Annotated in this window: 22 protein-coding genes; 16 read left to right on the forward strand and 6 right to left on the reverse strand. The window is 69.2% G+C overall.

What is annotated here, in order from left to right; translation table 11 throughout:
* Positions 1-378 precede the first annotated feature (378 nt).
* Positions 379-1,584, reverse strand: coding sequence for an MFS transporter (locus GGR16_RS19840; RefSeq protein WP_183317734.1), 1,206 nt, complete (start codon positions 1,582-1,584; stop codon positions 379-381).
* Positions 1,585-1,693: 109 nt separating this feature from the next.
* Here GGR16_RS19840 and GGR16_RS19845 point away from each other — a divergent pair, with 109 nt between their 5' ends.
* The 3 genes from GGR16_RS19845 (at position 1,694) to GGR16_RS19855 (ending at position 4,380) form a co-directional block, all read left to right on the forward strand.
* Positions 1,694-2,542 (forward strand): AraC family transcriptional regulator, encoded by an 849-nt coding sequence (locus GGR16_RS19845; protein ID WP_183317735.1) that lies wholly within the window; start codon positions 1,694-1,696, stop codon positions 2,540-2,542.
* Between the two features lie 153 nt (positions 2,543-2,695).
* On the forward strand, positions 2,696-3,622 hold the full coding sequence (locus GGR16_RS19850) for an ABC transporter ATP-binding protein (protein WP_183317790.1): 927 nt from the start codon (positions 2,696-2,698) through the stop codon (positions 3,620-3,622).
* Positions 3,619-4,380 (forward strand): ABC transporter permease, encoded by a 762-nt coding sequence (locus tag GGR16_RS19855; protein WP_183317736.1) that lies wholly within the window; start codon positions 3,619-3,621, stop codon positions 4,378-4,380. The genes GGR16_RS19850 and GGR16_RS19855 overlap by 4 nt, the downstream gene beginning before the upstream one ends.
* Before the next feature lie 76 nt (positions 4,381-4,456).
* Here GGR16_RS19855 and GGR16_RS19860 read toward each other — a convergent pair whose 3' ends face one another.
* The gene (locus GGR16_RS19860) at positions 4,457-4,966 is read right to left on the reverse strand and encodes an RES family NAD+ phosphorylase (RefSeq protein ID WP_019402772.1); all 510 of its coding nucleotides are present in this window, start codon (positions 4,964-4,966) and stop codon (positions 4,457-4,459) included.
* A complete protein-coding gene (gene parS, locus GGR16_RS19865) occupies positions 4,963-5,448 on the reverse strand; it encodes a type II RES/Xre toxin-antitoxin system antitoxin (RefSeq protein WP_183317791.1) in 486 nt (161 codons plus the stop codon). Before parS ends, GGR16_RS19860 begins: the two co-directional genes overlap by 4 nt.
* Positions 5,449-5,705: 257 nt before the next feature.
* Between parS and GGR16_RS19870 the strand changes: the two genes are divergently transcribed.
* The 6 genes from GGR16_RS19870 to GGR16_RS19895 all read left to right on the forward strand — a co-directional run bounded on the left by GGR16_RS19870 (position 5,706) and on the right by GGR16_RS19895 (position 11,897).
* Positions 5,706-6,530: a DUF3100 domain-containing protein gene (locus tag GGR16_RS19870; protein ID WP_183317737.1), complete on the forward strand. Its 825-nt coding sequence runs from the start codon at positions 5,706-5,708 to the stop codon at positions 6,528-6,530.
* Between the two features lie 12 nt (positions 6,531-6,542).
* On the forward strand, positions 6,543-7,034 hold the full coding sequence (locus GGR16_RS19875) for a hypothetical protein (protein ID WP_183317738.1): 492 nt from the start codon (positions 6,543-6,545) through the stop codon (positions 7,032-7,034).
* Positions 7,031-7,924 carry an NAD(P)-dependent oxidoreductase gene (locus GGR16_RS19880; protein WP_343059874.1) on the forward strand — a complete coding sequence of 298 codons (894 nt, stop codon included), beginning with the start codon at positions 7,031-7,033 and terminating at the stop codon, positions 7,922-7,924. The genes GGR16_RS19875 and GGR16_RS19880 overlap by 4 nt, the downstream gene beginning before the upstream one ends.
* Complete coding sequence (locus GGR16_RS19885) at positions 7,921-9,459, forward strand: aldehyde dehydrogenase family protein (RefSeq protein WP_183317740.1); 1,539 nt, start codon at positions 7,921-7,923, stop codon at positions 9,457-9,459. Before GGR16_RS19880 ends, GGR16_RS19885 begins: the two co-directional genes overlap by 4 nt.
* Complete coding sequence (locus tag GGR16_RS19890; protein WP_019402766.1) at positions 9,446-10,441, forward strand: LysR family transcriptional regulator; 996 nt, start codon at positions 9,446-9,448, stop codon at positions 10,439-10,441. The genes GGR16_RS19885 and GGR16_RS19890 overlap by 14 nt, the downstream gene beginning before the upstream one ends.
* Positions 10,442-10,568: 127 nt before the next feature.
* Positions 10,569-11,897: an MmgE/PrpD family protein gene (locus tag GGR16_RS19895; RefSeq protein ID WP_019403343.1), complete on the forward strand. Its 1,329-nt coding sequence runs from the start codon at positions 10,569-10,571 to the stop codon at positions 11,895-11,897.
* 12 nt (positions 11,898-11,909) lie between these two features.
* Here the strand turns inward: GGR16_RS19895 and GGR16_RS19900 are convergent, their stop codons facing one another.
* Together GGR16_RS19900 and GGR16_RS19905 are read right to left on the reverse strand one after the other, a co-directional pair.
* Entirely contained in the window at positions 11,910-12,752 is an 843-nt protein-coding gene (locus GGR16_RS19900) for an HTD2 family dehydratase (RefSeq protein ID WP_183317741.1), read from the reverse strand.
* A gap of 7 nt (positions 12,753-12,759) precedes the next feature.
* Positions 12,760-13,917, reverse strand: coding sequence for an acyl-CoA dehydrogenase family protein (locus GGR16_RS19905; protein WP_183317792.1), 1,158 nt, complete (start codon positions 13,915-13,917; stop codon positions 12,760-12,762).
* A gap of 130 nt (positions 13,918-14,047) precedes the next feature.
* Between GGR16_RS19905 and GGR16_RS19910 the strand changes: the two genes are divergently transcribed.
* Positions 14,048-14,995, forward strand: coding sequence for a LysR family transcriptional regulator (locus GGR16_RS19910; RefSeq protein WP_040405018.1), 948 nt, complete (start codon positions 14,048-14,050; stop codon positions 14,993-14,995).
* Here GGR16_RS19910 and GGR16_RS19915 read toward each other — a convergent pair whose 3' ends face one another.
* A complete protein-coding gene (locus GGR16_RS19915; RefSeq protein WP_183317742.1) occupies positions 14,996-16,132 on the reverse strand; it encodes a CaiB/BaiF CoA transferase family protein in 1,137 nt (378 codons plus the stop codon). It lies immediately after the preceding gene.
* 243 nt (positions 16,133-16,375) lie between these two features.
* Here GGR16_RS19915 and GGR16_RS19920 point away from each other — a divergent pair, with 243 nt between their 5' ends.
* From GGR16_RS19920 to GGR16_RS19945, 6 genes are all read left to right on the forward strand, one after another.
* On the forward strand, positions 16,376-17,686 hold the full coding sequence (locus GGR16_RS19920; protein WP_245258924.1) for an ABC transporter substrate-binding protein: 1,311 nt from the start codon (positions 16,376-16,378) through the stop codon (positions 17,684-17,686).
* A gap of 81 nt (positions 17,687-17,767) precedes the next feature.
* On the forward strand, positions 17,768-18,670 hold the full coding sequence (locus tag GGR16_RS19925; RefSeq protein WP_019403337.1) for a branched-chain amino acid ABC transporter permease: 903 nt from the start codon (positions 17,768-17,770) through the stop codon (positions 18,668-18,670).
* A gap of 3 nt (positions 18,671-18,673) precedes the next feature.
* Positions 18,674-19,720 carry a branched-chain amino acid ABC transporter permease gene (locus GGR16_RS19930; RefSeq protein WP_183317743.1) on the forward strand — a complete coding sequence of 349 codons (1,047 nt, stop codon included), beginning with the start codon at positions 18,674-18,676 and terminating at the stop codon, positions 19,718-19,720.
* Positions 19,717-20,457, forward strand: coding sequence for an ABC transporter ATP-binding protein (locus GGR16_RS19935; protein WP_183317744.1), 741 nt, complete (start codon positions 19,717-19,719; stop codon positions 20,455-20,457). Before GGR16_RS19930 ends, GGR16_RS19935 begins: the two co-directional genes overlap by 4 nt.
* A 4-nt stretch (positions 20,458-20,461) precedes the next feature.
* Positions 20,462-21,124, forward strand: a complete 663-nt coding sequence (locus GGR16_RS19940) for an ABC transporter ATP-binding protein (RefSeq protein ID WP_183317745.1) — start codon at positions 20,462-20,464, stop codon at positions 21,122-21,124.
* Between the two features lie 11 nt (positions 21,125-21,135).
* Positions 21,136-22,623 carry an aldehyde dehydrogenase family protein gene (locus GGR16_RS19945; protein ID WP_183317746.1) on the forward strand — a complete coding sequence of 496 codons (1,488 nt, stop codon included), beginning with the start codon at positions 21,136-21,138 and terminating at the stop codon, positions 22,621-22,623.
* Positions 22,624-22,638: the final 15 nt, after the last annotated feature.

Below are 22,638 nucleotides of genomic sequence, written 5' to 3' on the forward strand. Positions count from 1 at the left end.
GCGTGCATCCTGTTTGGGCGCATTCGGCCTCCGGCACTTTGAGGCGCATCAAATTGGCTGATCGGCATGCGGCCGGTGGGGCCGTCGCCCGCTTCGTGAACCACGCCAGCCTCCGGCGCGGCACGTAACGGGCCATCGGTTCATGCGCGCGTCCTTCGGCGAGCGGGCGTGCGGCATCGTCGGCCATGGCCCGGTGCCGTGGGCGATGATCCTGGTGCGGCCGGAGGTCGTCACGGCGGCCTGCGGCATCGGCCGCAGCCCTACGGCCCGAGCTCTACGAGGGCGAGAAGGCCTTCCATGAGGCCGCGGTGAAGGAGGGGCGTCGCCGTTTCCCGGCTCTCCCTCGTCGGTACGCTGTCGCCTTCGCGTCGCGCCGTATCAGGCGGCCCCGCCGCGCCGCAGGTTGGGCAGGAAGATGGTGAGGAGCCCGAGCAGCGGCAGGAAGGAGCACAGCCAGTAGACATAGGCGATGCCCTTGGCGTCGGCGACGACCCCGAGCAGCGCCGCCGCGATGCCGGCCGTGCCGAAGGCGAGGCCGAAGAAGATGCCGGCGACCATGCCGACGCGGCCGGGGACGAGCTCCTGCGCCAGGACGACGATGGCGGGGAAGGCCGAGGCGAGCACCAGGCCGATGATGGCCGAGAGCACGATCGTCCACTCGAGGCTGGCATAGGGCAGGGCGAGGGTGAACGGCACCACCCCGAGGATGGACACCCAGATCACCGCCTTGGCCCCGATGCGGTCGCCGACCGGGCCGCCGAGGATCGTGCCGGCCGCCGCCGACCCGAGGAAGACGAACAGCATCACCTGCGACATCTGCACGGACACGCCGAACCGGTCGATCACGTAGAAGGTGTAGAAGCTCGAGATGCTCGCCATGTAGACGTTCTTCGAGAAGGTGAGGATGGCGAGGACGACGAGGGCGACGACGATCTTGTGCCGGGCGATCGTGACCGCACGCGTCGCCTTCGGGCGCTGCGTCGCCCGCGCCTGATAGCGCGCGTACCAGGCGCCGACCTGCCAGAGGATGGCCATGCCGATGAAGGCGATGACCGAGAACCAGGCGACGCTCGCCTGGCCGCGCGGCACGACGATGAAGGCGGCGAGCAGCGGCCCGAGCGCCGAGCCGAAATTGCCGCCGACCTGGAACAGCGACTGGGCGAGGCCGTAGCGTCCTCCGGAGGCGAGACGCGCGACGCGCGAGGCCTCGGGATGGAAGATCGCCGAACCGATGCCGATCAGCGCCGCCCCGGCGACGAGGAGGAGGTAGTCGCTGGCGAAGGCAAGGACCATCAGGCCGACGAAGGTCGAGCCCATGCCGACGGGCAGCGAATAGGGCATCGGCCGCTTGTCCGCGTAGAGGCCGATCATCGGCTGCAGCAGCGATGCCGTGCCCTGGAAGGTCATGGTCAGGAGCCCGATCTGCCAGAAGTCGAGCCCGTAGTCGCGCTTCAGCATCGGATAGATCGCCGCCAGCAGCGACTGCATGACGTCGTTGATGAGATGGCACAGGCTCACCGCCGCGATCACGAGGAAGGCCGTGTTCTCGGCATGGGATCTGGCGGTGACGGGCGTGTCGGTCACGGGCTGGGCTCCGATGGCTTGCTGCTTCTTCCATAGGCCGCTTGCGGGCGTACTACTTTCGTGTTTTGGTCCAAAAGTTTCGTGACTGGGCCAAGTCTGAGGGTGGCGCATGAATGGGCGTAGCGTCATGCAGCCCCTGCATGTCGATCGGCAGCGCCGGGAGTGGATCGACAGCGCGCAGGCGGCGGTCATCGCCCTGCCGGCGGACTATCCGGACGGCCATCACGTCACGCGCCACCGCCACACGCGCGCGCAGCTGCTCTATGCCCTGTCCGGCGTCGCCATGGTCCACACGGACAGCGGCCGCTGGATGGTGCCGCCCGGCCATGCCATCTGGCTGCCGGCGGGGATCGATCACGCGGTCGACATGCTCGGCGACGTCGCGATGCGCTCCGTCTATGTCCACCCCGCGGCCATTCCCGGCCTGCCGCAAGATTTGCGCGTGGTCGCCGTCACCAGCCTCATGCGCAGCCTCATCGTCGAGGCGATGGCGCTGGCGCGCGATGTGCCCGCGGCCGGCCGCGACGCGCTGCTGCTCGACCTCATCCTGCACGAGATTCCGCGCCTTCCCGAGCGGCCACTGGCGCTGCCCTTTCCGGCCAATCCCCAGCTCGTCGCGCTGTGCCGCCGCTTCCTCGCCGAGCCTTCGGCGCATGTCACCATCGACGCCTGGGCGAAGGCCGCCGGCATGAGTCGGCGCAGCTTCACCCGCACCTTCCAGCGCGAGACCGGGCTCAGCCTCTCCCTGTGGCGCCAGCAGGCCTGCCTCTTCGCCGCGCTGCCACGCCTTGCCGACGGCGAGCCGGTGACCCTTGTGGCGCTCGACCTCGGCTATGAAAGCATCGCGGCCTTTATCACGATGTTCCGGCGCATGACGGGCGAGGCGCCGCGGGCCTGGCTGAAGCGCGGGCAACGTGCGGTCGCAGCCGGTGAACGGGTTGCGATCACGCAAGCGTGACCCCACTTGTCGGGCCTGCACCCTCGCAAGGACCGATCCATGCCCACCACCCATGGCCACGACGCGGCTGTCGCGGAGGCCGAGCCGGACGCCGTATCCGGCAAGCCGGAAAAAACCGTCGAAACGGCACGCGCCGACGCTATCTTGCCGCGCATGCAGCCCATCCTCTCCATCACGAATCTCTCGAAGACCTATGCATCCGGCTTCGAGGCCCTGAAGGGCATCGATCTCGAGATCCGGCGCGGCGAGATCTTCGCGCTGCTCGGGCCGAACGGCGCCGGCAAGACGACGCTGATCAGCATCGTCTGCGGGCTGGTGAGGCCGAGCGCCGGCACCGTGCGGGTCGACGGGCACGACATCATCGCCGACTACCGGGCCGCGCGCTCCATCATCGGCCTCGTGCCGCAGGAGCTGACGACCGATTCCTTCGAGACTGTCTGGGCCACCGTGAGCTTCAGCCGCGGGCTCTTCGGCAAGCCGGCGAACCCGGCCTATGTCGAGAAGGTACTGAAGGACCTCTCCCTGTGGGACAAACGCGACGCCAAGATCATGACGCTGTCCGGCGGCATGAAGCGCCGGGTGCTCATCGCCAAGGCGCTGGCGCACGAGCCGCGGCTCCTCTTCCTCGACGAGCCGACCGCCGGCGTCGACGTCGAGCTCAGGCGTGACATGTGGAACGTCGTGCGCACGCTGCGCGACACGGGCGTTACGGTCATCCTCACCACCCATTACATCGAGGAGGCGGAGGAGATGGCGGACCGCATCGGCGTCATCAACCGCGGCGAGCTCGTGCTCGTCGAGGAGAAGGACGAATTGATGCGCAAGCTCGGCCGCAAGGAGCTGACGCTGCACCTGCAGGTGCCGCTCGAGGCGCTGCCCCCCGGCCTCGATGGCTATGCGCTCGAGCTCTCCGAGGACGGCACGGAACTGACCTACGTCTACGACACCCAGGGCGAGCGCACCGGCATCACCACCCTGCTGCAGGACCTCTCCGGGGCAGGGGTTCGCTTCCGCGACCTGCAGACGCGGCAGAGCTCGCTGGAGGAAATCTTCGTCAGCCTCGTGAGGAACGCCCGATGAACCTCCACGCCGTCAGCGCTATCTACTGCTTCGAGATGGCGCGCGCCGGGCGCACGCTGCTGCAGAGCATCGTCTCCCCCGTCATCTCCACCTCCCTCTATTTCGTCGTCTTCGGCGCGGCCATCGGCCCGCGCATGGCCGAGATCGACGGCGTGAGCTACGGCGCCTTCCTCGTGCCCGGGCTCATCATGCTGACGCTGCTGACGCACAGCATCTCCAACGCCTCCTTCGGCATCTATTTCCCGCGCTTCGTCGGCACCATCTACGAGGTGCTGTCGGCGCCGGTCTCGCCGATGGAGATCGTGGTCAGCTATGTCGGCGCGGCGGCGACGAAATCGATCATCCTCGGCCTCATCATCCTGGCGACGGCCGCTCTCTTCGTGCCGCTGCGCGTGGAGCATCCCTTCTGGATGCTCGCCTTCCTCGTGCTGACGGCGGTGACGTTCAGCCTGCTCGGCTTCGTCATCGGCATCTGGGCCGACAATTTCGAGAAGCTGCAGCTCGTGCCGCTGCTCGTCGTCACGCCGCTCACCTTCCTCGGCGGCAGCTTCTATTCCATCGACATGCTGCCGCCCTTCTGGCGCGCGGTGAGCCTGTTCAACCCGGTCGTCTATCTCGTCAGCGGCTTCCGCTGGAGCTTCTACGGCATCTCCGACGTCAACATCACGGTGAGCGTCGCGATGACGCTCGCCTTCCTCGTGCTCTGCCTCGCCGTCGTCAGCTGGATCTTCCGGACCGGCTATCGCCTCAAGACCTGAGGCGGCGGGTGAAAGCCTGCCGCCTCAGGTCTTTTCCCGCGTCGCAAGCGTGAGGTGCGCGGACGACGCCGGCCCGTCATTCCGCTGCCGGCGGGTGAAGTCGCGGATCGAGCGCAAATGCCTCTTGATGCTTCATTGCATAGGCCCCGGCGGCCATGCTCGCCGTGAAGATCAAATTCCAGCTGTGCGGAGAAACCGCGCTTGGAATCACGACGAACCGGTGCTGACGGAGAAGATCGTCGCCGAATGCCTGTTGGCCGGCGCTCGGAATCCCCGGCCGCAACCAGTTCGGATTGGGAACATCGTGGGGGGACACGACCTGGACAGCCGAGGTGTCGGTGATAACCGCGGCTGTCAGCATGTGCGGGACGGTGTCGAGCGTCTTGAAGCCCTTATGGACGGCTACTTCAAGAATGGCCGTCGCGGGGTCGATCGAGCAATAGACGGCCCGCACCCCCTTGCTGTTCCAGCGCCCGCCGACACGATAGGCGCCTTCGCCGCTATCCCAGCCGGCGGCAAAATTGGCCTGATCGAGCCGCCATGCCAGAAGCTCACGGCCGCCGAGTGCGGCGGGAAGCGGCATCATGCATAGACACCGTATGCGAGCCGTTCGAGGTGGTCTTCGACGAGTTCGATGCCGGCCGGGGTAGACAGGAGATCGATCGGGCGGCGGTGCTCGAGGCCGATCGCCGGACGCTCGAGCCATTGCTCCGCCTCTTCCTGGGAGCCGAACACGTCGACCGCTTTGGCAAGGATTTCGGCGAACTTCCATGTCCGCCCGCTCTGCTCTTGGCTGAGTGGCTTGGACGGCGCGTCCTTGCGACGCTGAAACGTCCGCACGCTCATGCCGACGGCCTTCTCCAGCGAGTCCCCCTTACGCAGCACGGCGAGATGGGCGATGAGGTAATTCAAGGCCGATGTCGGCAGTCCGTGCAGCAGCAAATCATGGGCATCGAGAGGGCTTGTGATCTGACGCGACAATACGCGCGAGCCCCCGAGCAGCTTCGCGACTTTCTGCAGATCTCCGAGCCCTTTCTCCGGGGAAATCTCGTTGGCAGCGGCCGGCATCATCCACCTCATGCGTCAAGTGTCCTGTTTCAATATGACAGGCGACGCATGGCGTTTCAAGGAACGGTAGATCGGTCTCCTTAGAACCCAGTCACAACAAACATCCGCCTCAGCGTTGCTCACAGCGCAACTCTACGGCGCGAAAACAGTTCTATTCGCAACGCAATTTTGCCGGCATGGTGCCCCCTTGCCGGCCAGATCGTGGGCGCGAGCGTTCGAGAATCAACGACGGCCGGCGCCACAGAGGGGGTCTTCTCATGGCTACCAGCCGCGGCGGGGCGATCGGTCCCGCGCTCGTTCTTCACCTGGCGGTTCTCGCCATCGTTGTCGTGTCCGAGGTCATCGGCCTCATCCGCGTGCCGATCGGCATCGGGGCGGTGATCCTCCTGCCGATCCTCTACGCCTTCGCGCTGGGCATCATCTTCAATCCCAACGTGCTCAAGGCGACGGGCAAGGTGCTGAACCACGACGCGACGAAGCTCGCCGGCACCATGATCACCATCGCGATCATGCCTTTCATTGCCCGCTTCGGCACGACGGTCGGCCCGCAGATCGAGAAGATCATCGCTGCCGGGCCCGCGCTCATCCTGCAGGAGCTCGGCAATCTCGGCACGATCCTCATCGCCTTCCCGGTCGCGGTCTTCCTCCTGCGCATGGGCCGCGAGGCGATCGGCGCGAGCTATTCCATCGACCGCGAGCCGAACCTTGCCCTCATCGCCGACAAGTACGGGCTCAACAGCCCCGAGGGCGCCGGCGCCATGGGCGTCTATGCCACGGGCACCCTGATCGGCACCTTCATCTTCGCCATCATGCCACCGCTCGTGCACGGGCTCGGCATCTTCGACGTGCGCGCGCTCGCCATGTCCTGCGGCGTCGGCTCGGGCTCGATGCTCGCGGCCTGCACCGGCGGCCTTGCCGCGGTCGTGCCGGATCAGAAGGACCTCATCCTCGCCCTCGCCGCGGCGAGCAACATCTTGACCTATGCCACGGGGCTCTATGCCGGCCTCTTCCTCGCCCTGCCGCTCACCGAGTGGCTCTACCGCACCTGTGCGCCGGCCGACCGCGCCAGCACGATGCATTGAGGAGCCTCAGCCATGAACAACGAGATCGCCATTTCCGATACGCCGGCCGAGGGCCGCTCGATCGACCTCGCCAGCCATGCCGTCCAGCTCCTCGTCGTCTGCGCCGTCGCGCTCGTCGGCAACTGGGTGGCGACGAAGGTTTCGCCGCTCGAGGCGCTGCCGGGCATGGCCTGCCTCTATGCCATGACGATCGTCGGCCTTGTCATCGCCAAGTACATGCCGTTCTACCTGCCGAGCGTCGCCTGGATCTCCCTCGTCGCCATCATCGCGACGATCCCCGGCGTGCCGGGGGCGGCCGTCGTCAACGAGGCGGTCGGCAAGCTGAACTTCCTCGCCATGGCGACGCCGGCGCTCGCCTATGCGGGCCTCGCGCTCACGAAGAACGAGTTCACGATCGCCCGAAAGTCGGGCTGGAAGATCGTGGTCGTCGCCATCTGCGTGATGTTCGGCACCTATATCGGCTCGGTCGTCATCGCCGACCTCGTGCTGCGCATCACCGGCTGAGAAGGTCTGACAACATGGCAGTGCAGAAGGTTGCGGTCGTCGGTCTCGGCCGCATGGGGCAGGGTATGCTCGCGACCCTGGCGCGGGCGGGCGTGCCGGTGATCGGCTACGACGTCTCCGCCGGCGCCCGCGAGGCGGCGGCAACGGTCCCCGGCGCCGAGGTCTCCGCCGACCTCGCCGCGATCTGGCGCGAGGCCGAGACGATCGTCCTGTCGCTGCCGTTCCCGGCCACCGTCGAGGCGGTGCTGACGGGGGAGGGCGGCCTCGCCGCCTCGCCCGTCAAGGGTCGGCTCGTCATCGACACCTCGACGAGCGATCCGGACCTGACGCGCGCCTTGCACGCCCGCCTCGCCTCGGCCGGGCACGCGCTCGTCGATGCGCCCGTCAGCGGCGGGCCCGCCGGTGCCGCGGCCGGCACGCTCGCCATCATGGTGGGCGGGACGGCCGAGGCGGTGGACCGCGCGAGGCCCGTGCTCGCCATCCTCGGCCAGAAGGTCTCGGTCGTCGGCGGGCCGGGCGACGGCCACATCGCCAAGCTGGTCAACAACGTGCTCGTCGCCGGCCATCTCATCCTCGCCGGCGAGGCGATGCGCGCCGGCGTCGCCGCAGGCGCCTCGCAGGAGGGGCTGATCACGGTCGTCAACGGCGCTTCCGGCCGCAGCGCCGTCACGGAGGTGAACTATCCGCGCTGGATCGCGAGCGGCAGCTTCGATTCCGGCTTCACCATGGGCCTCATGGCCAAGGACGTCGGCCTCGCGCTCGAGCTCGCCGAGCGCACGGGCCTCGCCATCCCCATGCTGCGCGAGGTGCGCGAGCGCTGGAATGCGCTGACCAGGGGCTGGGGCCCGGCTGCCGACTTCAACCGCGCCGTTCTGGGAGATCCCGCATGACCGCCCCTTCCGCGACCGCCCTTTCCGCAGCACCTGGCGACGCGCGCTCGCTCCTTTCCCCCTTCTGGGGGGAGGAGGCCCGGGTGGCGAGCCTCGTCTCCGGCCGCCTCGTCGACGGCGCCGGCGAGACGGTGACGGTCGCCGACCCGGCGAGCGGGCGCACCCTCCTCACCTATGCCGATGCGGGCGAGGCGCTCGTCGCCACCGCCGCGGCGGCGGCCGATGAGGGGCGCAAGGCGTGGTGGGGGCTGACGGCTGCCGAGCGCGGCCGCATCCTCCATCGCGTCGGCGCCCTGGTGCGCGAGCGGGCCGAGGATCTCGCCCGCATGGAGGCGGTCAATGTCGGCAAGCCGCTGGCCGATGCGCGCGCCGAGGCGATCAAGGTCGCCGAGATGTTCGAGTATTACGCCGGCTGGTGCGACAAGATCCACGGCGAGGTCATTCCGGTGCCGACCTCGCACGTCAACCAGACCATGAAGGTGCCCTACGGCGTCGTGCTGATCATCACGCCGTGGAATGCGCCGCTCTTCGTCGCCGGCTGGAATGCCGCCCCCGCGCTCGCCACCGGCAATGCGGTGCTGCTCAAGCCCTCCGAGAACACCCCGCTCACCGCGCTCGCCCTCGGCAGGCTCATGATCGAGGCGGGCGTGCCCGAAGCGGCCGTCGGCGTGCTGACCGGCCTCGGCCACACGACGGGTGCAGCCGCCATCCGCCACCGCGCCGTGCGCAAGGTGGCCTTCATCGGTTCGCCGGCCACGGGCCGGCGCATCGCCGCCCTGTGCGCCGAAGGCGTCAAGCCTTGCGTGCTCGAGCTCGGCGGCAAGTCGGCCAATATCGTCTTCGCCGATGCCGACATCGAGAAGGCCGTTGGCGGCGCTGCCGGCGCCATCTTCTCCGGCGCGGGCCAGAGCTGCGTCGCCGGCTCGCGGCTCCTCGTCGAGCGCAGCATCTACGGCGAGGTCACGGAGCGGCTCGCCGCGCTTGCCGAGAAGATCGTGGTCGGTGCGCCGCTGGCGACAGGCACGCAGGTCGGCCCCGTGCAGAACGCGCGCCAGTACGAGCGCATCGAGACGATGGTGGCGCAGGCCCGGCGCGACGGCGCCCGGCTTCTTGCGGGCGGTGCCCGGCCGGCCGGATACGACGACGGCTTCTTCTACCGCCCGACTGTGCTCGCCGATGTCACCAACCACCTCGAGATCGCACGCGAGGAGGTGTTCGGCCCGGTGGTCGGCGTCATTCCCTTCGACGGGGAGGCGGAGGCGCTCGCCATCGCCAACGACAGCGACTTCGGTCTCGCCGGTGCGGTCTGGACCCGCGACGTCGGGCGCGCCATGCGTGTCGTCTCGCAGCTCGAGGCGGGCACGCTGTGGGTCAATTCCTACAAGTCGATCAGCGTGATGACGCCGTTCGGCGGCTTCAAGGACAGCGGCTTCGGCCGCTCGAGCGGGCGCGAGGGACTTGACGAATACCTGCAGACCAAGAGCATCTGGATCGAGACAGCGGAGAAGCCCGGCTTCAGCTTTGGCTACGGTTGATGGAGATGGCGGCGAGCGCAGCCGGCGGGGCCTGACCCAAGCCCGCGGGCGGCTGGCGCGCGCCCTGCGCTCCATCGACGACCGCTCGCTGCAATATTTCCGGGCCGCCTTCGATGCCGGTTCCATCCGCGGCGCAGCCGAGGCCATGGGCGTCGCGCCCTCCGTGGTGAGCCGTGCCGTGCGCGCCATCGAGCTCAACCTCGGCGTGCCGCTGCTCGAGCGCGGGCGGCGCGGCATTCGCGCGACCGTCGCGGGCGAACTCCTGGCGCAGCACGCCCAGGAGCGCTGGCGGCTCGACGAGCGCCTCATCGAGGAATTGTCGGCCGTCGAGGGCGGGGAGCGCGGCATCGTGCGCTTCGCCATCGGCGAGGGCTTCATCGCCGCCACCTTCCGCACGCGCACGGCGCGCTTCCTCGCCACCCATCCCAATGTGACGCTGCATGCGGAGACGGCGGGCACCGAGCAGATGCTGGAGCGCCTCGGCGCCGGCGAACTCGACCTTGCCCTCGCCTTCAGCCCGCGCCTCACGCCTGCGCTCGATTGCCTGGCCGAGGCGGCGACGCCGGTCTTCGCGGTGATGAACAGGGGCCATCCCTTCGCCGGCGCCGAGCGGCTGCCGCTGTCGGCCTTCGCGGATGTGCCATGCGCGCTCCAGCTGACGCGCTACGGCACGCGCCGCGCCATCGAGCAGGCGGAGTGGCTCGGCGGCTTTCGCCTGCGCAAGCAGGTGGAGAGCAATTCCATCGCCCTGCTGCTCGAATTCGCGCGCGAGGGCAGCGGCGTCACCTTCCTGCCGCGCTTCGCCATCCACGGCATCGACGGCGGGCTCGTGACCGTCGCCCTCACCGACGGGCCGCTGGTCGGGGCCCGGTCCATGCTGCTGAAGAAGCGCGGCCGCACCCTCGGCGCCGCGGCGCAGCTCTTCGCCGCCGATATCACGGCGATGATGGCTCGGCTCGGCCGCACGGACGAGGCGCCCTGACGCGCCGGAGCCGCGTCAGTGGCCGGGCGGGCGGGCCCAAAAGTCCCGCCGATAGCTGCCATCGCAATCTTCTATTGGCGCGCGGGAGGAAAATCGCATCCCATCGCGGCCGAAGGGAGACAAGCGCATGAGCCTGACGTCCGAACTCGTTCGCCTCATCCGGGCAAGACGGGTGGGCGAGGACGACCTCGAACGGGCGGCGCTCTTCGTCGTCGACACGCTCGCCTGCGCCGTCGGCGCGCGCGATACGGCGCCGGCGCGGGCCATCGCCGCGGTCGCGCCGTGGGGCACGGGGGACATCGGCCGGCAGGCGTTCCATTTCGGTGGCCTCGCCCATATCCTCGAGCTCGACGACCTGCACCGCACCTCCGTCACGCATCCGGGAACCGTGATCATCCCGGCCGCGGCGGCGCTCGCCGAAACGGGCGGCGCAGATGGCCGGGCCTTTCTCACGGCGGTCCTCCACGGGTACGAGGCCTGCTGCCGCATCGGCAACGCCGTCGGCAAGGCCCATTACCGCGTCTGGCACAACACCGCGACCTGCGGGCCCTTCGGTGCCGCCATGGCTGCGGCGCATCTCATCGGGCTCGACGACGAGCGCACGGTCTGGGCGCTGGGCAATGCCGGCACGCAGGCGAGCGGGCTGTGGGAGTTTCTCGCCGCCGGCGCCATGAGCAAGCATCTGCACACCGCCCGCGCCGCCGAATCCGGCGTCCTTGCCGCGCTGCTGGCGCGCGAGGGCTTCACCGGTCCGGCCTCGATCCTCGAGGGCGAGAAAGGGTTCTTCGTCGGCCTGTGCCCGGACCCCGATCCGGAAGCCGTCCTCGCCGACCCTGCCGCGCCGTGGCAGCTCGCGCTCACCTCGATCAAGCCCTGGCCGTGCTGCCGGCACACGCACCCGGCCATCGATGCAGCCATCGCGCTCCATGGCCGTATCGCCGGGCGGCTCATCGCGGACGTCGCTATCGGCACCTACCGCGCCGGCATCGACGTCTGCGACCGGCCGAAGCCGCGGGAGCCCTACGGCGCCAAGTTCTCGCTGCAGCATTGCGTCGCCGCGGCGCTCGCGGATGGCAAGGTCGTGCAAGCGAGCTTCGAGGCCGAAGCCCGCGAGCGGCTCGCCGACCTGCGGGCGAGGACCGCGCTCGCGCTCGATGAAGCCGTCAACGCCGGCTATCCCGGCGCATGGGGGGCGAAGGTCGCCGTGACGCTCGCGGGCGGCGAACGACTTGAAGAGGTCCGCGCCGTCTGCAAGGGCGATCCCGACTATCCGCTGACGCGCGAGGAGTTGAGCGAAAAGGCCCTCGACCTCTTCGCCCTCGGCGGCGTGGCGCGGGCCGAAGCCGGCCGGACCATCGACGCCGTCTACGCCATGGCGAAAGGCGCGCCGGTCGCGCAGCTGTTCTCGCAATGTTTCACCGGCCCGGCCGGACGGGCGAGCGCGGCGGCGATGTAGGCTGCGCGTTCGTCAGGCGAAGGTCACGGTCGCCGTCATCACCAGCCGCTCGTCCTCGGCGCGTGCCTCGAAGACGGGCGCGGCCTCCGGTCCGGCAGTCCGCACGAGGCGCAGTGGCGTGCCGCAGAAGAGCGGCGAGGCGGCGCGGAAGCTGAAAGCGGCGACGTCGCGCCCGCCTTGCGAGCGCCGGGCGTACTCGAACAGCAGCATGGCGATCAGCGGCCCGTGCACGATGAGGCCGGGATAACCCTCGACGCCGGTGACGTAGGGATGATCGTAGTGGATGCGGTGGCCGTTGAAGGTCAGCGCCGAGAAGCGGAACAGCATCACCTCGTCCGGCGCGACGGTCTCCTCGGCCTCGACCGGGCGCTCGGCCCGCGACGCAGGGGCGGGCGGCGCGCCGGGCTGGGCGGCCTCGCGATAGACGATGTCGTGCTCCTCGGTGACGGCGAGGACGCCGCCCTGGCTCACCTCGTGGCGTACGGTGACGAAGGCGAGCGGGCCGGTGCGGCCCGTCTTCTCGGCAAGCGAGGCGACCGTCGAGACCCGCTCGGCCACCGCACCGAAGGTGAGCCTGCCGGGGAAGGTGAAGCGCCCGCCGGCATACATCCGCCGGGGCAGGGGGATCGGCGGCAGGAAGCCCCCCTTGGCGGCATGGCCGTCGAGCCCGATGTCGGCACGCGGGGTTGCGTCGAGGAAGTAGAGCCAGTGCCACAGCGGTGGCAGGGTCGCCGTGTCGGGATGATAGGAGGTGGTCAGGTCGCCGAGCGTCGCCGCGAGGCGCACGGCCGGGCTGTGGACGATGTCGTCGCCGCGCCGCTCGCTGCGGCCGAGCCAGGCGTTCCAGTCGCTCATGATGGCCTCAGAAGGAGCGGGGCAGGCCGAGCACCTTCTCGGCCACGTGCGACAGGATGAGGTTGGTCGAGATCGGCGCCACCTGGTAGAGCCGCGTCTCGCGGAACTTGCGCTCGACGTCGTATTCCTCGGCGAAGCCGAATCCGCCGTGCGTCTGCAGGCAGGTGTCGGCCGCGTGCCACGAGGCCTCCGAAGCGAGGAGCTTGGCCATGTTCGCCTCCGCTCCGCAGGGCTGGCCGCTGTCGTAGAGCCCGATGGCGTGGGCGACGGCGAGGCGCGCGGCGTGCAGCTCGACATAGTTGCGGGCGATGGGGAACTGGATGCCCTGGTTCTGGCCGATGGGCCGGCCGAAGACCTTGCGCTCGCTGGCGTAGTGGGTCGCCTTCTCGATGAACCAGCGGGCGTCGCCCACGCATTCGGCGGCGATCAGGATGCGCTCGGCGTTCATGCCGTCGAGGATGTAGCGGAAGCCCTTGTGCTCCTCGCCGATGAGCGCGTCCGCCGGGATCTCGAGCTCGTCGAAGAACACCTCGGTCGTGGCGTGGTTGATCATGGTGGGGATCGGGCTGATGCGCAGCCGGCCGGGGGGCGCCGCCTTCATGTCGACGAGGAAGACCGACAGCCCGTCCGTGCGCGACGGCAGCGAGCCCTTCGGCGCCGTGCGGGCGAGCAGGATCATGAGGTCGGAATGCTGGGCGCGGCTCGTCCACACCTTCTGGCCGCGCACCACATAGGTGTCGCCGCGCCGCTCGGCCGTCGTCGTGATGGAGAGCGTGTCGGTGCCGGCGCCGGGCTCGGTCACGCCGAAGGCCTGCAGGCGCAGTTCGCCGCTCGCGATCTTCGGCAGGTATCGCTTCTTCTGCGCCTCGCTACCGTGCCGGAGCAGGGTGCCCATGGTGTACATCTGCGCGTGGCAGGCGCCGCCGTTGGCGCCGCTCGCATGCACCTCCTCGAGGATCGCCGCGGCGGCGGCGAGCGGCAGGCCGCTGCCGCCGTATTCCTCCGGGATCAGGGCCGCCAGCAGGCCGGCCTCGGCCATGGCGGTGACGAATTCGGTCGGATAGGCGCGCTCGCGGTCGAGCCGGCGCCAGTACTCGCCGGGAAATTTCGCACAGAGCGCCCGCGTCGTCGCACGGACGGGTTCGAGGTCCATGTCTTCCTGCATGCCGGACGGTCTCGCGTTCATGGCCGGGGCGGCTCCCTCATGCTGCAGCGTGACCGTGCGGGGCGATGGGGCATATTGCAAAGATATTTTGGAGCTGGCGCCGATAAGATTGTGCTATATCGTCGCCACCATGGACATCCGTCATCTGCGCTATTTCGTGGCCATCGCCGAGGAGGGCTCGCTCTCCCGCGCGGCCGAGCGCGTGCATGTCGCCCAGCCGGCGCTCAGCCAGCACGTGCGCAACATGGAGCTCGACCTCAAGACCGAGCTGCTCTTCCGCACCTCGCGCGGCGTGCAGCTGACCGAGGCGGGCGAGCGGCTCGTGGCCCAGGCGAGGCATCTTCTCGAGGCCTTCGATGCCCTGCCGGACCAGGTGCGCGGCGACAGCGTCGCGCCCTCGGGCGAGGTGCGCTTCGGCGTGCCGGGCACGGTGAGCCAGGTCCTGAGCGCCCGGCTCATCAAGGAGACGGCGAAGCGCTATCCCCGCATCAAGCTGCGAGTGGCGGAAGCGATGAGCGGCTTCATCCTCGACTGGCTGCGCGAGGGCAAGATCGACATCGCGGTGCTCTACCGCGGCATCGACGGGCGCGGCCTGAAGCTCTCGCATGTGCTGTCGGAGGAGCTGCTGCTGTTCGGCCCGGCCGATGCGACACTCGACGATGCCCGGCCGTTCCGCGATCCCATCGACTACGCGCGGGCGATCGCCCTGCCGCTGGTCGTGCCGAGCCCCGGCCACGGCCTGCGCGACCTGCTCGACGAGGTGGCGGCGGTCGAGTGCGGGGCCGCGCTCAATGCCGATACGGAGATCGATTCCTACGCGCCCATCAAGACGCTGGTCGAATCGGGCTACGGCTTCTCGATCCTGCCGGCCATGGCCATCAAGGCCGAATGCGCGGCCGGACGCCTGCGCGCCTGGCCGCTGGCGCGGCCGCAGATAAGGCGCAAGGTCTTCGTCGCCACGGCGTCCGACCGGCCGCTGCCGGCCGCGGCCGTCGCCATCGAGGCGCTCTGCCACGACATCCTGCGCCAGCTCGTCATCGAGGGCACCTGGGACGCGAGCCTCGCCGAGGCGTCCTGATCATTCCGCCGCGGCGGTGCCGAACTCGCGGCGCAGCGCCTCGTCGTGGCTGCCGAGGGCCGGCACGGGCCCGTAGCTGCGCTCGCCGTCGGTGAAGGTGGCGGCGGGCGAGAAGATGCGCAGCGCACCTCCGGGGGATTCGACCGTGATGAAACGCGCCTGCGGATGTTCGCCGATGTCGGCCACCTCCGACAGGCGCCCGTAGGCGATCCGCGCTTGCTCAAGCCGCTCCACCACCGTCTCGCGGCGAAGACGGCCGAGGGCCTCCTGCACGGCCGCATCGGTTGCAGCCCGGTTGTCCACGCGGTCGTTGTTGGTGCGGAAACGGGAATCTTCCATCAGCTCCGGCCGCTCCAGCACGTCGGCGCAGAACATCCGCCACTCCGGCTCGTTCTGGATGGAGATGAGGAAGGAAGCGCCGTCCGCGCAGGTGAAGATGCCGTAGGGGGCGATGGACGGATGGGCGAGGCCGATGCGCCGGGGCGTCTTGCCGCCGTAGGCATGGGAGATCCACGGCACGTTCATCCAGTCCATCATGGAGTGGAACAGCGAGACCTTGACCCCCGTCCCGTGGCCGGTCTGTGAGCGGGCGATGAGCGCCTCGAGGATCGCCTCATAGGCATGCATGCCGGTGGCGATGTCGCAGACCGAGACGCCGACGCGCGATGGCCCGTCGGGCGTGCCGGTGATCGCGGCGAGCCCGCTCTCGGCCTGCACGAGCAGGTCGTAGGCCTTGCGCTCGCGCATGGGGCCGCTGTCGCCATAGCCCGAGATGTCGCAGGTGATGAGCCGCGGATGGTCGCGGCGCAGCGCCTCGCTGCCGATGCCGAGGCGGTCCGTGGCGCCGGGCGCGAGGTTCTGGATGAAGACGTCGGCCTCCGCGATCATCGCCTGCACCAGGGCGAGATCCTGCGGGTTGCGCAGGTCGACGCGGCACGACTGCTTGCCGCGGTTGAGCCAGACGAAATAGGAGGAGGAGCCCTTGGCGAAGCGGTCGTAGCCGCGGGAGAAGTCGCCCTCGGCCCGCTCCAGCTTGATGACGCGCGCCCCGGCATCGGCGAGCCGGCACGAGGCATAGGGCGCCGCAACCGCCTGTTCCAGCGTCACGACCAGAAGTCCGCTCAACGGCCTCGGCATATGTCCTCCCCGAGCATTTGTCGTCCATCCTGCGCCGCCCTAGGCGAGAGGTGCCAATACAGAAGCAATATCCGGGCTATAAGCTCGCCTTCCACCTGCCGGCCATCACGAAGCCACCAAGAACATTTGCTTATACCGGCCAAAGCAACTCTGTCTTTGCTTTGCAGGCAAAACTCCCCGAGCGTCTTCGATGTCGAATTCAGGCCCGGAAGAGGCCGACATCATCATCAGGGAGGATCAGCCGTGAAGCATGGCGGAAAGCTGGCCGCATTGGCGGCCGGGCTCGGACTGTCGCTCATCCTGTCTGCGCCGGCGATGGCGCAGCAGAAGCCGGCCGAGATCAAGGTCGGCATCACCACCTTCACCTCGGGCGCGGCTTCGGTCTTCGGCGTGCCGGGCAAGCAGGCGGCCGAGATGCTGGCCGAGCGCATCAACAAGAAGGGCGGCATCCAGGGCGTGCCGCTGAAGCTCTATTTCATCGACGAGGGTGCCGGCGCCGAGACGCTGACGGCCGAATACCGCCGCCTCGTCGAGAGCGAGAAGGTCGACGTCACCATGGCGGCGATCTCCTCCGGCAACTGCGTCAACCTCACGCCGCTCGCCGAGGACCTCAAGGTGCTCAACCTGATGTGGGACTGCGGCACGCAGCGCATCTTCGAGGAGGGCGAGCACCGCTACAACTACCGCACCCAGGCCAATGCGACGCCGGAGATGATGGCGGCGCTGCTCTATCTCCTCAAGACGAAGCCCGATTTCAAGACCATCGCCGTCGTCAACCAGGACTACGCCTGGGGCCGCGACAGCTGGCAGCTCTTCTCGGCCGCGCTCAAGAAGCTGAAGCCGGATGTTCAGGTGGTGGCGGAGCTCTTCCCGAAGCTCGGCGCGCCGGATTTCTCGGCCGAGATCTCGCGGCTGCTCGCCGCCCGCCCGGACGTCATCCTCTCCACCTCCTGGGGCGGCGACCTCGACACCCTGGTGCGGCAGGCGAACCAGCGCGGCCTCTTCCGCATGTCGACCTTCGTGCTGCCGCTCGCCGAATCCTCGCTGCAGCGCCTCGCCGGCGAGCTGCCGGACGGTGTCATCGTCGGCGCCCGCGGCGATCACTACTTCCTGCATCCGGAGTACAAGGACGACGCCGATTTCAAGAGCTTCGTCGAGGAGTTCAAGCAGCGGACCGGCGCCTATCCGATCTATCCCGCCTTCCACATGGCCCAGGCCTTCGCGGCGCTCGAAGCCGCCTATGACAAGGCTGCGGCGGCGAACGGCGGCGCCTTCCCGGACAAGGAGAAGGTGGTCGACGCCATGGACGGCCTGAAGTTCCGCGGCTACGGCCGGCCCATCACCATCCGGCCCGACAACCAGGGGCTCGAGGCGCAGCTCATCGGCGTCACCCGCACCACCGGCGATCATCCGTTCCCCATCATCGACGACATGATGATCTTCGATGCCGAGGCCATCATGGCCCCGTCCGGCGGCAAGTCGCTCGAATGGATCGAGGGCCTCGGCGCCGGCTTCATCGAGACGCCAGCCAAGGAATACAAGCACGGCAAGTGACTTCTTGCGCCCGGGGCCGTGTGCCCCGGGCGTCCGGCCGTCCGTCATTCCTGGCGCAGCATTCCTGGTGCAGCGGGTCCGATGTCACACATCATCATCCTCGCCGTCCTCGACGGGGTCGCCTACGGCTCCCTCGTCTTCCTCGTCGCCGTCGGCCTGACGCTCGTCTTCGGCGTCATGCGCATCCTCAACGTGGCGCACGGCAGCTTCTATGCCCTCGGCGCCTATGCGGCGGCGAGCCTCGGCCTCGGGCTCTCGGCCCTCGGCCTGTCGCCCTGGCTGAGCTATCCGCTCTTCGTCGTGGCGGCCGCGGCTGTCGGCGTCGTGGTCGGCGGTGCGCTGGAGCGTTTCCTGCTGCAGCGGATCTACCGGCACGAGGAGGCGCTGCAGCTGCTCGTCACCTTCGCCGTCTTCATGATCCTCGACAATGCCCAGCGCCTGATCTGGGGCGTGCAGCCCTATTTCTACAGCGAGCCGCTGCGCCTTCTCGGCAATGTCGCCGTCGCCGGCATCACCTATACGGCCTATCAGGTGGTGTTCCTGCCGCTCGTCGCCATCGCCGTTCTCCTCGCGCTGCGCCTCTTCCTGCGCCGCACGCTCGCCGGCGCCGTCATCGTGGCCGTGACCGAGGATCGCGAGGCGGCGACCGCCATCGGCATCAACGCGAGCCGCGTCTTCCTCCTCACCTTTGTCATCGGCACGACGCTCGCCTCGCTCGGCGGCGCGCTCGCGGCGCCGACCACCTCGATCCTTCCTGGCATGGGGGCGGACATGATCGTGCTGTCCTTCGCCGTCGCGGCGACGGCCGGTCTCGGCCAGATCGAGGGCGCGGCGGTGGCGGCGCTCGCCATCGGCCTCGGCCGCTCCTTCGCCGTCTTCTTCGCTCCCGAGCTCGAGGTGCTGATGCCCTATCTCATCATGGTGCTCGTCCTCCTCGTGAGGCCCGAGGGCCTCTTCGGCAAAGCCACGGCGCGGAAGATCTGAGCCATGGCGACGAACAGCTCCCTCCGTCTCGCCCTCCTTGCCGTCGCCGCGCTCGTGGCCGTCGCCTATCCCATCGTCTCGGGCTCGTCCGGCAGCTTTCTCACCATCGTCTGGGCGAAGGCGCTGCCGGTGCTCGGCATCATCCTTCTCCTGCAGGCGGGCCAGGTGTCCTTCGGCCACGCGATGTTCTTCGCCGTCGGGGCCTACACCATCGGCTTCGTCGGCCGCGCCATGGCGGGCGGGGAACTGGTGCTGCTCCTCGTCGCGGCGGCGTTCGCCTCGCTTCTCGCGGGCCTTCTCGTCGGCGTCTTCGTGGTGCGTTACCGCTACATCTTCTTCGGCATGCTGAACCTCGCCTTCTCCATGGTGCTGTTCTCGATGCTGGAGAAGTTCATCCACGTTACCGGCGGCTCGGACGGGCTGCGCATCGCGCGCCCCACCATCCTCGGCGAGGCCATGGGGCGCGCGCAATATGAGACCATTCTCTACTATGTCTCGCTCGCCATCCTCGCCCTTGCGCTCTATGGCGGCGCACGCTTCCTCGACAGTCCGCTCGGCCATGCGCTGAAAGCCATCAAGTCGAACGAGACGCGCGTCGAATATCTCGGCATCTCGGCCCGCCTCGTGCTCCTCGTCGCCTATGTGGCCTCGGCCGTGCTCGCCGGCCTCGGCGGTGCGCTCGTCGGTGCCATCCAGGGCATCGCGACGCCCGACTATGCCTATTGGGTGCGCTCGGGCGAGTTCGTCTTCGTCGCCATCCTCGGCGGCACGGGTCATGTCGCCGGGGCGCTCGCGGGCGCCTTCGTCTACGAGTTCATCCGCTCCTCCGCCGCCGCCTATGTGGGCGACACGTGGCAGATGACGCTCGGCATCGTCCTTCTCGCCGTCATCCTTTTCGCCCCGCGCGGCATCGTCGGCATGGCGGCGGACCTGTGGGGCCGGCTCACGGGCGGCTCCGCCCGCGCCGAGCCCGCCCCTGAGGAGGCGGACGCGCCGGACGCGCCCGCGCGCGAGCCCCGGCCGCTTCGCATCGTGGGAGGTGGCCGATGAGCGCGCTCATTTCCGCCCGCGGCATCGCCATCCGCTTCGGTGGCGTCGTCGCAGCCGACGGCGTCTCGCTCGATGTCTTCGCCGGCGATCACCTCGCCATCATCGGGCCGAACGGGGCGGGCAAGACGACCTTCCTCAACATCTGCACCGGCTACCTAAAGCCCCAGGGCGGGACTGTGCAGTTCAAGGGGCGCGACATTCTCGGCTCCTCGCCCCGCGCCATCACGCGCCTCGGCATCGCCCGCGCCTTCCAGATCCCGCAGCTCTTCCTCGAGCAGAGCGTGCGCGAGAACATGCTGATCGCCGCCGCATCACAGGCGCGACGCTTCGCCCCCTTCGCGCGTCTCGCCGACATTCCCGAGCGCGGCGACGTCGAGCACCTGCTCGCCCTCGTCGATTGCGCCGACGTCGCCGACCGCAAGGCGGGGGAACTGCCCGAGGGCAAGCGCAAGCTGGTCGACATCGCGCTCGCCCTCGCGCTGAAACCGGAGGTGCTGCTGATGGACGAGCCGACCTCGGGCGTCGCCTCCTCGGAGAAGTTCACCATCATGGACACGCTCGTTGCGGCGCTGAGGGAGCGGGCCGTCACCGCCGTCTTCGTCGAGCACGACATGGAGATGGTCTCCCGCTACGCCAACCGCGTCGCCGTGTGGAGCGCCGGCACCATCAGCCGGCAGGGCCCGCCCGCGGAGGTCCTCAACGACCCCGAGGTCGTGCGCACCGTGATCGGAGGCTGATGCCATGCTGGAACTCGCCGACATCTCGGTCTCCATCGCCGGCACGCCCGTGCTGCGGCGCGTCGCCTTCCGCGTCCGCGAGGGGGAGACCGTCGCCTTCGTCGGCCGCAACGGCGCGGGCAAGACGACGACGCTGCGCGCCCTCATGGGCCTCATCGACTATTCGGGCTCGATCCGGCTCGACGGTCGCGCCATCGACCCGGTGCCGGCGCACGAGCGTCCCGGCCTCGGCATCGGCTATGCGCCGGAGGACCGGCGGCTCTTCTCCGCCTTCTCGATCGCGGAGAACATCCTCTTGCCGGCGCGCGTCGCGCGGCTGTCGGCGGCGGAGACGAAGCGCCGGCTCGACCGGGTCTATGCCATCCTGCCGGAGCTTGCGCAGCTTGCCGAGCGCCCGGCCGGCTCCGTCTCGGGCGGGCAGGGCAAGATGGTGGCGCTCGGGCGCGCCCTCATGCTCGGCACGCGGCTCGTGCTGCTCGACGAGCCGTTCCAGGGCCTCGCGCCCGTGCTCGCCAACCGCTACGCCGAGGCGCTGCGCGCCCTGCGCGACGCCGACCGCACGCTTTCGCTCATCATCACCGAATCCAATCCCGCCCTGCTGAAACATTTCGCCGAGCGCACGATCACCATCGAGCGCGGCGAGATCGACCGCCGGGCCGCCGCCTGAAGGATAGCGCCATGACCGTTTCCGCCACCGCCAAGCGGCGCGAGGCCGCCCGGCTCGTGCCCGCCAAGGGCGTCTTCATCGACAACGAATGGCAGCCGTGCGAGAGCGGCGGCACCATCGACGTCTTCGCCCCCGCCGACGGCAAGCCCTTCGCCCAGATCGCCGCCGGCAATGCCACGGACATCGACAAGGCCGTCAAAGCCGCGCGCCGCGCCTACGAGACGGGTGCCTGGGGACGCCTCACCGCCGTCGAGCGCGGGCGGCTCCTCTCGCGCCTCGGCGAGGCCGTCCTTGATGCCGCCGAGGATCTCGCCCGGCTCGAGGCGCGCGACACTGGCAAGCCGATGAAACAGGCGCGGGCCGACATCGCGGCGCTCGCGCGCTATTTCGAGTTCTACGGCGGCGCGGCCGACAAGTTCCACGGCGAGACGATCCCCTTCCTCAAGGGCTATTTCGTCGCCACCGAGCGCGCCCCGCACGGGGTGACCGGCCATATCATCCCCTGGAACTATCCGGCGCAGATGTTCGGCCGCACGCTGGCGCCGGCGCTCGCCGTCGGCAATGCCACCGTCATCAAGCCGGCGGAGGAGGCCTGCCTGACGCCGCTGCGCATCGCCGAGATGGCCGCGGAGGTCGGCTTCCCGGAAGGGGCGATCAATGTCGTGCCTGGGCTCGGCGGCGTCGCCGGACGCGCGCTGTCGGAGCATCCGGACATCGACTTCATCTCTTTCACCGGCAGCCCCGAGGTGGGCGTGCTCATCCAGACCGCGGCGGCGCGCAACCACATCGGCTGCACGCTCGAGCTCGGCGGCAAGTCGCCCCAGATCGTCTTCGCCGACGTCGACCTCGATGCGGCGCTGCCGACCCTCGTCAATGCCATCGTCCAGAACGCCGGCCAGACCTGCTCGGCGGGCTCGCGCCTCCTTGTCGAACGCTCGGCCTATGACCGCATCGTCGGTGCCGTCGTCGAGCGCTTCGCGACCCTGCGCGCCGGCACGCCGGAGATGGACCTCGACCTCGGGCCGATCATCAGCGCCCGGCAGAAGGCGCGCGTCGAGCAATTCTGCAACGGCGCCGGCGCGGACGGCATCGACCTTCTCGCCGAGGGCCGCATCGCCGAGGGCACGCCGGCCGAGGGCTATTTCGTCGCGCCGAGGCTCTTCGGCCCCGTGCCGCGCACCAACGCGCTGGCGCGCGAGGAGGTGTTCGGCCCGGTGATGGCGGTCATTCCCTTCGACGACGAGGCCGATGCGGTGGCGCTCGCCAACGGCACCGACTACGGCCTCATCGCCGGGGTGTGGACCGAGAACGCCAGCCGGGCGACGCGCGTCGCCCGCGCCATCCGCGCCGGCCAGGTCTATGTCAACGCCTACGGCGCGGGCGGCGGCATCGAACTGCCCTTCGGCGGCATGAAGAAGTCGGGCCACGGCCGCGAGAAGGGCTTCGCGGCGCTCCACGACTTCTCGACGCTGCGCACCATCGTCTTCAAGCACAACTGAAAAGAACGGGAAGGA

Origin of the sequence: Chelatococcus caeni, from assembly GCF_014196925.1 — a bacterium.
GTDB classification, from domain to species: Bacteria; Pseudomonadota; Alphaproteobacteria; order Rhizobiales; family Beijerinckiaceae; genus Chelatococcus_A; species Chelatococcus_A caeni.